The organism is Gammaproteobacteria bacterium (genome assembly GCA_028819075.1).
In the GTDB taxonomy this organism is placed as follows: Bacteria; Gemmatimonadota; Gemmatimonadetes; order Longimicrobiales; family Gaopeijiaceae; genus BD2-11.
The window spans coordinates 1-8,007 of record JAPPMM010000007.1 but is presented as its reverse complement, the minus strand read 5'-3'; the positions used below and the strand labels follow the sequence as shown (position 1 = coordinate 8,007).

Genomic DNA, 8,007 nt, shown 5'->3' with positions numbered 1-8,007 from the left:
GACCCGGTCATGCAAATCACGCGGGAATCTGCATGATTATGGGAGACAAGCCAGCCTACCCGGTGTCATACACCGGAGCTGGCGAGGGACTCCGCCCCTTCGAACCCCGGCAGCGGTCGCCGAGGGGATGCTGTGATCCCCTTCGAGGATGTCTGCGCCGACCGTGGCTGCGACCATCTCCTCGCCCTTCCCGGCGCGCTGCTCGACCGACATCCAGCAGCACGCCAGGCGACGCACTGCCCAGCCCGTCCGGCCACCCCACGCGGGGTTACAGCCCCGCCTCAGGAAGTGTTGACAAATGGTGGGGAGTCCCCCGTATAACACGGCGGGCTGGCGAGGGGTGGCTCCGCCGCCCCCTTCGAACCCCCTGCGGTTGCCGCTCCCCTTGGAGGTCGCGGTTGGAACCGGCGGACGCGCCGGACCCGGCAAGCCGGGAGCGGTCCCTCGAAGGCGTCGAGTCTCTCCTCCCGCACCGTGGCCGCATCCGCCGCCGAACCGATCCCTTCGCCCTTCGACGCATCCGGGAGACCGGCGGGCCAGCTCTCCCGGCGCGCTCCTGCACCGCGCCCGCCGGTCCCCCCGATCTCCAGGGCGGGCGAGGCCCGCCCCTCTATCGGGGGTTGGATTCCGTCCACGGTCGCCCCGGTCCGGCGACCGGCCGAAACCCCCTACGGGTCCAAAGCCCTCCAGTGGAGTCGATTTGATTCCCGTTCCTGAAGGGGTAAGGAATGAGGTAAGCACATGCGGCAGACGGCCTGTCACTTCAATAATGGTAGTGGGTTACGCCGTGTTCTGAGTAGCTGCGCCGACTTCGTTTCGTGCGCGCCATCGTTCGATTCCTCCTCGAAGATGGACTGCACGATCTGCGCGTAGGAAAGCTCGCGGAGAGGTGGGATGCGCGCTAGAGCGGGGGCACCGGGTGCAAACCAAAGTAGAAATGTCCGCCCCCGGAGTTGGGTTTGAGGCGTTGGGGTCGGAGGGCGCGTGCCGCGCTCCCGAGCCTTCCGCTTCGCGAGGGCGATGGCATGATGCTTCCTGCGTAGTTGACGGAATCTTTTTGTCTCGCCCGGGGTGTCAACAGCCAAAAGGCGAGGCAATGCGAAAGCCGGCGGTCCTGCTCATCATCGCGCTCTTGGGCGCTACCCCGATCTCGGGGCAGAGTGTCAACTTCCGGATCGGAGCCGCCGACGCAAACGTCCGCCAGGCCGACGAATATGTTGGTAAAGTCTCCGTGGACGATTCGTCCGCGCCGGCGGGTGCGGTCTACCTCGACTTCCCGAGGAGCGGCGGCCTGACAACCCGCATCGGCGCGCTCTGGATACGGAAGGGATTGGCGCACTACGTCGAGTTGCCCGTCCTGGTGCTCTTCGGACGGGATCCCGGGAACGACGGATTGGACCTGTTTGTTGCCGTCGGCGCCTCGCTCGGGATCCGCGCTCTGTGCTTCGACGTGGTGCTGGGCTGCTTCCACAGCGAGAAGTCCTATGACTTCAGCGGCACATTGGGTGCGGGCTTCGCGGTCCCGATTCCTTGGGGCGAAGGCTGGTCCTTCGGTGCGGAAATCTCCCTGCTGCGCGGGCTTGTCCGCATCGACGAGACGACCTGGACCGAGGCCGTCTTGGCCACGGCCGGCATCGGCATTCCGGTACGAAGATGAAACTCGCGCCCCTCGCCACCCTGATGCTGGCGGTCGCGCCGCTCGCAGGGCAGGACGACAACGAAGGCTTCGTCGTCTACGGCGTCGGCGGGGATGACATCGGTGTCGGTTTCATGGACGTTCCGGGCTCGTACACATGGGGCGGCGAACTCGGCATCATGCGCGGACTCTACGACGATAGCCCCTTGCTGTACCATGAAGCGCACGTCGGGCTCCGCATCAGGGACAGACTGTTCGTGAGCGTGTTCCTGGGTGGATTCTCGTCGGTGTTTCCGGTCGTGCTGACTGAGTTCCCCGATGCCCTCAAGTACCTGTTCTTTGACAGGCGGGGGACAGGTTTCCTGTTGGACATCGGGGGCGGCATGGCGGTTGGCGGCAAGTATACCGTGATGCCCGAGGCACCACGCAGCGGCAGGCACCGGTTCTCGTTCATTCTTGCCGCGCGCGTGCGCGGCTGAGGAGAGCATCATGTACAGGACGACGCTCCCGCTCGTGTCGCTGCTGGCCTTCGCCGCCTGTGCCGGCGGCGATCCGGCGACCACCGACCCGGAACTCAACGGCCTGACGGGCATCTGGAGTGCCACCCTTGGGGTCGTGACCTACCGCTACGAGCTGTCGGAGGCTGGCGGCAGCGTCCGCGGCACCATGTCTCTGGTCGCGCCCGGTTCGCTCGAAGGAGATGGTACGGCCGAGGGCAACCTGGCCGGCGCACAGGTCGCGCTGGACGCCTCCCTCGAGCTGGATGCAGGACTCGACACACCAATGCCTGCGGACTCACGCCTGCGAGGGACGTTTCTGGCCAACCGGATCTCGGGAACCCTGGTGATCGAGTTCGGGGAGGCACGGGGCACGGGTCCGGACGGCCAGACGATTGGCGCGCGGATTGAGCCGAATCCGATGACGCTGAACATCATTCTGGTCCGGCAGCGAGGGTGACAGGTCCGCAGCGAAGACGCTAGCTGCTAGCTTGATCCGAGAGGCGTGCGGCGACATCCGGGGCAGGCTCGTGCGGCTGGCGGAACTCCAAAATCGGGCTCGCCGGGAGTCCGGCCGGGGACTGTTGCACCGGGCGGGCACATGGCAGTCGGAACGCCTCCGGCGGAAGCTGTTCTGATGGGGGAATCCGGCTGCCGGGTGCCGAACGGGACATGTGTATCTGATTTCGGGGTCGCCCGGACACGAATTTCGCCCACGGATGCGACACACTGCGGATGCTACAAGTTGCTGCAGTCATTGTGGTTGCCCCATTGTCTCCGGTGCGGCAATAGCGAATCGGTCTCAGGGGGCCGTGGCTGGGAGCGACCCCCCTGTTTCGATGCCCAGTGCGGGCATCGGGGAGGGTTGGGATGTGCACATCCCGGACACCCTCCCTCGGGGGTCGCTCCCAGTCCACCAGTCCTTGCAGGAAGGCTTTTGCGGCCGGCTTGGCCGGTCCAACCTAGCGCTTGGTCTCAATGTGCGCTGAAGTCGAGGTGGCCGCCCATCTCGGCGAGCACGCGGATGCCGTCGGCCATGCTACGAGGATGGACGGTCGCTCCTTTGCCGCTCGACAGCCCTATCCGATCGGAAGGGCCACGCCCGTCCGAAGCGTCAGGACACGTTGCCTCGGTCCGCTCAAGTACGAGTCTCCCTCTCCGATGGGAATGAGCCCGAGCGTGTACAGCAGGTCGAAGCTCACGCTCGCCCGCTCCGTCACGCCGACCGCGATGCCTCCGCCCACGACGACCCCGAGGTCCATCGTGGCCTCGACCTCGTCGCGGCCACCAGCGTCGCAGCCGCCGGAGGCGGTGACCCGCTCCGGACCGAGCCGGGCCGACGCGTCGAAGTCGCAGTCGATCCGGCTCGCCAAGGTGGGACCGGCGAAGAACCGGACGGCGGAGTGGTCCCATGACGACAAGGGGAATGTCGGCACGGCCAGCAGGGAGAACTCGAAATAGTCCAGCGCGATTTCCGTGGTGGCGAAGATGTCGCCGTCCAGTCCGCTCAACCTGCCGCCCTTCTGGGCGTACGCGACGCCAAGCTGCAATCCGATACGCTCCGAGGCCGGAAAGGTCGCCGCCAAACCGACGGACATTCTCGTGAGGGACTCGGAACGCCATACGATGCCGTCGGGCGGGTCGGCGGTCATGGTCGTCCGGTTCAGGCCGCCGGTCAGCGACAGCGTGGTCTGCGCCAAGGCCGGAGAGGCGGTGGCGAAGATGAACAGGACGACGGGCAGAACGAGCGATGGCCGTTTCATCGGGAAACCTCCTCATGGGTGTTGTGAATGAGACTACGGGGCTGCTACCATCAGGAGCGGATGAAGCGGGGATCACTACCTATCCGCACCTCCCACGTTCGCGAGGAGGCGGTCGGTCACCTTCGGATCCGTGTCCCGACTGAGAGGTGAGGATCGTGACCCTGCGGGTTCTCTCGTTCTGCTCGGCGATGGAGGGTTGTCCTACGACCGACCGGTCGGGGGACGGGTGCTCCGCCGCGTTGAAGCGGCGCGCGAACCGCCTTCCCGCAGGGATCGCTGGTCCGGGAGCGACCCCGAGGGTCGGGGGTAGGGGTGTGCAAACACACCTGTCCCCGAACCCGTACCAAGCCCTCGGACTGGGGGGTCGCTCCCAGCCCCGCCCTTTCGCCCCGTCCGGCAACGCCCGGTCGGGCGACCGGAAGTCAAGACGTTGCGGCCCCGTCGGATAGGTACCAGCCGCCGTGTGAATCGCCGGAGGGTCGAAGTGTGAATCGCCCCCCGGCGTCGATTTCACATGCAGGTGCGGCCGTAAGCGGGAGCACCGGGACGCTCGCGAACGCGCTCCGGCCCACGACGCCGACCAGCCGGTCGATCCGACCTCAGACGTCGGCGGGAATCAGCGTCTCCACGGCTCGGTCGGATAGGTCGATGATGGGGCCGGGCAGCCCAACGAAGTGGGGTCGGGCGAGTCGTCACCGGAGATCCAGAAACGCCACGCGCTGAACGTCCAGTTCGTCTCTGGCGACTCCGTAGAGCCTCCCGCCTGCGATCGCGCGAAGGGAGAAGCGCTCGGGAAGAATGACTTGTTGGCGAGGGGGTCCGTGGAGGTCGACTTCGGTCCAGTGCTGACGGTCGTCTCCATAGACTATCCGCCGTGCCCACACTTTGCCGTCGTCCGAAACCAGCAGGCTGACGGCTACCGACCAATAGCTTGGCCAACCCGCGAAGGTCACCCGCCCTCGAACGTTCGGGTTGTCCCTCCGAAAGTCGGCCTCGGCCCGCTCTCGGTCCGCCCCGGTCACCGGATGCCCCGCGATGCCCATCGTCACCGAGTCCACCGAGAGCCGCGGAGTATCGGTCTCCATCCCCGGCGAGTCGGGCACCGTGAAGACAGAAATCGTGCCCGTGATTCCGTCCGCGACCACGATCGCGCTGTCGCCCATCGTCGTCCAGGCACCGGCGTCGCCAAAGCCGGCCCTGAATAACGACATCTCGCCCGCTGATTGCCACATCACAACACCGCCCTGCAGACTCGCGATCGTATCGGCCCGGCTGGACCCGGAGAATCCCACGGTCACATGACCATTCGGATCGCCCCCGACGCCACTGGAACTCATTGTGTAGCGTACAGCGGTGGCGTAGACCGTGACGCCGTTTCGCAGGACGGCCAACCCGCCCGAAGGCACAACCGGTCCGCTCACGCGCCGAGTCTCCAGGTGCTCGCCGTCTAGGGTGAATCGACTCACGCGCATCTGCCGCATATCGGGTATCGTCACCACCGAATCGACGCGCAACGCGCTGGGCCAGAGCAACTCGCCCGGACCATTTCCCTGTCGACCGAAGGCGACGACAAGGCGGCCTTCGGTGTCAAACCGGAACACTCTCCTCTGGCCGGCATCAAGCACCCACAAGCCATCGTCCCGGATCACAATCGTTCCGATACGATTGAAGAATCCGTCATCGAACTCGGGTGGGATCAGCGTCTCCACGGCCCTGTCGGAGAGGTCGACGACCGGAAGCTGGCTGGCCGCCTGCGTCGCGGCGAGCAAGACGGCGACGCAGGCCGAGAGAAGGATCTTGCGCATGCTCAAGCTCCGCTTCTGTGGAACGCGGAAGGCGTGGAGAGGGAGCGGGTCCGTCCCCGGTAGCGCTCCGCGGTGGGGCTTCGCCTTGGAACGGGCTGTTCCCCTCTTCCATCGTACAGGTTCACCGTTGCCTGCGCGACACAGAACCACGCGATCGGGGTCGAGTACGTCACGCACCCAAGAGCGGGGAACGCGAAGGCTTGCTTGTGTCCGATACCGGTCTCAAGCAAGCAAGCAAGCCAGCCAGCCAGCCAGCCAGTCGACACCACGTTGAACGTGGCGGCCTGGCAAGGGGGCTGTGCCCCCTGGTACCCCCCTGACGCCCGCGCTCTGACGGAGTTCGCGGTCGGAGGCCGTCTCCCATCCCATCCCGGCGGCAGCCACTCGGCCAGATGCCGTAGGGCTCTCCCGCCCTTCCGTTTCGCCGCGCCGAAGGTGCGAAGGGGCTGGCCTCCGGCGTATCATGACTGACTGTTGGAACGAAGCCGAAGACGATCACATGAGAAGCCGCGACCATGGAGCGACGATGGACCGGAAGGCAACGGCGGCCGGGATGACGAGGGTGGAGGAGGTGGACAGGCTGGTCGGGGATTCTGGATTCCTCCGGTATCACGCAGAGTATGTGAAGCGGCGGGAGTTCAACGCCTTCGACGTGCTGCGCTATGCGGAGTACGAGATTCGCCACAGCAACGTGATGGCCTGGTTGCTTGACCCGAATGAGACCCATGGGATTGGCCGGGCCTTTCTGGAGTGGTTTCTGGGCCAGGCGAAGTTGCCCGGGAGGTTGCCGAGAAAGATCGTCCGCGGGGAAGGTGGGCAGACGGTACGGGTGGAGCGGGAGCTGTACTATGTGGACGTGGTGATCTTTCTGGAGAGCGATCATGCTCGGCACATTGTCGCGATCGAGAACAAGCCGGCGTGGGCTTCGCCGGAGCATTACGAGCAGGTGCGAGCACACCTGGAGCGCTTGCGCCCCGAGTACTCGGGCCACGACATCCACTGCGTGCTGCTCTCCACGTCGCGGGAGGGAATCGATGGGGAGGACGAGATCGCGCATGTAAGCTGGCGGGATGTGGGTGCGCAGATCAAGACGATGCACGACGCGGACGCTTTCTGGCAGGAGGAAGTGGCCGCTTTCATTCGGCAGTACCTCGTGGCGGTCGGTCACCTGATCGGCCCGGAGGAGAGCGACGCGGACTATTTGAGGAAGCTGCTGGACGACCACCATTCCCTGCTGAAATACATGCTCGGCGTGCTTGGCGACGAGGGGGGAGAGCAAGAGATCCGGGCGATGGTGCCGAAGCGTCACGCGGACACCGTGGTGCGGTTGGTGAAGGACTTCGGCCAGGAGCCGGAGAGGTTGCGGTCGGAAGTTCGAGACCTGCTGGCGAGTCGCGGAATAGAGACGACGATCACCGCTAGCAAAGGGAAAGCTGTGCTGTGGCTGAGCTGGGACCTGCAAGAAGCTCAGGGGCTGGGGCTTGGCGGGACTGGCGGGCGCATCTATTGGTTTTTCGAATTCACGCTCCGCAGCGTCGTCGTGGTGCTGGAATCCTCCCCCGGTCGTCGGGATGCGGTTGATCGGATCGCAGCCTGCATGCGCAAGATTCCGGTGGACCGGTGCCGTCGCGGCAGATACCCGATGAAAGCCGGGGCATTCAACCACTTCCACTTCTACCGCCACGAACTCGTCGGCGACGAAACCCTCTCGGGCACATCAACCGCGGCGGTCACGGTCGCCGTGCGGCAAGCCGTGGACGAATTCCTGGACGCGGAGGATTCGGACTACACGCGCATCAACGACTACTTCCGGTGCCTGGCGTTTCAGCCCGCGCCGGTTGCGGAGGAAACGAAGTAGGCCGGTACTCGCGGTCGGCCATGCGCATCTCGACGCCCCCGCGCGGAGGTCGGTGTCGGACATAGCGTCGCGCGTCCCCCGGCGCCTGCCCGCCCGAGAGGCGGTTGGGGGGGAGCCGCCACGCCTTTGCGACCACCTTGATCGCGCTTTTCAGGGATCGAAGGGGCGGAGCCCCTCGCCAGCCCGTTGTACCCACAAGGGGGTAGCTGGCTTGTCTCCCATAACCCGCGTCAAGCCAGCCTTGGGACGCCTCCGAAACACCGCTCCGGGCATCGTCCGGAACAGCTTCGGTCGGGCCGTCGCATCCAAGCTCCACGGCCTTCTGGTCGCCAGCCTCGCGAACCGCGAGGGCGACTGGAGCGCTCTCTGCCGCGCACCGATTTCCACCCTACCCGTACCCCTCGGAGACCGGCGATCGTCGCTCTCAGACGATCCTGCGGCCCGTAAC

The 8,007-nt window shown here is 65.8% G+C and carries 6 protein-coding genes; 4 read left to right on the top strand and 2 right to left on the bottom strand.

Translation table 11 applies throughout. The features are described from left to right. Nucleotides 1-1,096: 1,096 nt before the first annotated feature. From OXU32_00660 to OXU32_00650, 3 genes are read left to right on the top strand one after another with little or no spacing between them, the layout of a single operon-like run. Nucleotides 1,097-1,657, top strand: a complete 561-nt coding sequence (locus OXU32_00660; protein ID MDE0072481.1) for a hypothetical protein — start codon at nucleotides 1,097-1,099, stop codon at nucleotides 1,655-1,657. Then, nucleotides 1,654-2,115: a hypothetical protein gene (locus OXU32_00655; GenBank protein MDE0072480.1), complete on the top strand. Its 462-nt coding sequence runs from the start codon at nucleotides 1,654-1,656 to the stop codon at nucleotides 2,113-2,115. Before OXU32_00660 ends, OXU32_00655 begins: the two co-directional genes overlap by 4 nt. 10 nt (nucleotides 2,116-2,125) lie before the next feature. After that, the gene (locus tag OXU32_00650; protein ID MDE0072479.1) at nucleotides 2,126-2,593 is read left to right on the top strand and encodes a hypothetical protein; all 468 of its coding nucleotides are present in this window, start codon (nucleotides 2,126-2,128) and stop codon (nucleotides 2,591-2,593) included. A gap of 619 nt (nucleotides 2,594-3,212) precedes the next feature. On the opposite strand, the gene OXU32_00645 is transcribed toward OXU32_00650, so the two are convergent. After that, entirely contained in the window at nucleotides 3,213-3,896 is a 684-nt protein-coding gene (locus OXU32_00645) for an outer membrane beta-barrel protein (GenBank protein MDE0072478.1), read from the bottom strand. Nucleotides 3,897-4,588: 692 nt separating this feature from the next. Continuing rightward, nucleotides 4,589-5,701, bottom strand: a complete 1,113-nt coding sequence (locus tag OXU32_00640; protein ID MDE0072477.1) for a 6-bladed beta-propeller — start codon at nucleotides 5,699-5,701, stop codon at nucleotides 4,589-4,591. 526 nt (nucleotides 5,702-6,227) lie between these two features. Here OXU32_00640 and OXU32_00635 point away from each other — a divergent pair. Next, the gene (locus OXU32_00635) at nucleotides 6,228-7,559 is read left to right on the top strand and encodes a PD-(D/E)XK nuclease family protein (protein ID MDE0072476.1); all 1,332 of its coding nucleotides are present in this window, start codon (nucleotides 6,228-6,230) and stop codon (nucleotides 7,557-7,559) included. The last annotated feature ends 448 nt before the right edge of the window (nucleotides 7,560-8,007 follow it).

Bases quoted from the DNA above. Each gene is read 5' to 3' on its own strand.
- OXU32_00660 (MDE0072481.1), top strand. From the start codon at position 1,097: ATGCGAAAGCCGGCGGTCCTGCTCATCATCGCGCTCTTGGGCGCTACC.
- OXU32_00655 (MDE0072480.1), top strand. From the start codon at position 1,654: ATGAAACTCGCGCCCCTCGCCACCCTGATGCTGGCGGTCGCGCCGCTC.
- OXU32_00650 (MDE0072479.1), top strand. From the start codon at position 2,126: ATGTACAGGACGACGCTCCCGCTCGTGTCGCTGCTGGCCTTCGCCGCC.
- OXU32_00645 (MDE0072478.1), bottom strand. From the start codon at position 3,896: ATGAAACGGCCATCGCTCGTTCTGCCCGTCGTCCTGTTCATCTTCGCC.
- OXU32_00640 (MDE0072477.1), bottom strand. From the start codon at position 5,701: ATGCGCAAGATCCTTCTCTCGGCCTGCGTCGCCGTCTTGCTCGCCGCG.
- OXU32_00635 (MDE0072476.1), top strand. From the start codon at position 6,228: ATGGACCGGAAGGCAACGGCGGCCGGGATGACGAGGGTGGAGGAGGTG.